General features: G+C 64.7%; 1 protein-coding gene. It reads left to right on the forward strand.

The window, feature by feature from the left end; all coding sequences use genetic code 11:
* On the forward strand, positions 1-346 hold a 346-nt coding region (locus FS767_RS21800), incomplete at both ends, for an STAS domain-containing protein (RefSeq protein ID WP_144968180.1).

A 346-nucleotide genomic window follows, 5' to 3' on the forward strand; every position in this document is an offset into this window, starting at 1 on the left:
TGGGCCGCCACCCGGCTGATCGACGATCTCGGTCTGTACAGCATGGAAAGCTTCATGAGCGGTCGCGAGACGGTGATCCGCGAGCAGCAGGAAAGCATGCTGGAACTGTCCACCCCGGTGGTGGAGCTGTGGGACGGCATCCTGGCCATCCCGCTGATCGGCGCGCTGGACAGCAACCGCACCCAGGTGGTGATGGAGTCGCTGCTGGAAAAGATCGTCCAGACCGGGTCGGACATCGCCATCATCGACATCACCGGCGTACCCACGGTGGACACCATGGTCGCCCAGCACCTGCTCAAGACGGTGACCGCCGCCCGGCTGATGGGCGCCCAGTGCATCATCAGCG

This window comes from Pseudomonas sp. DE0010 (genome assembly GCF_007680745.1).
Classification (GTDB): Bacteria; Pseudomonadota; Gammaproteobacteria; order Pseudomonadales; family Pseudomonadaceae; genus Aquipseudomonas; species Aquipseudomonas parafulva_B.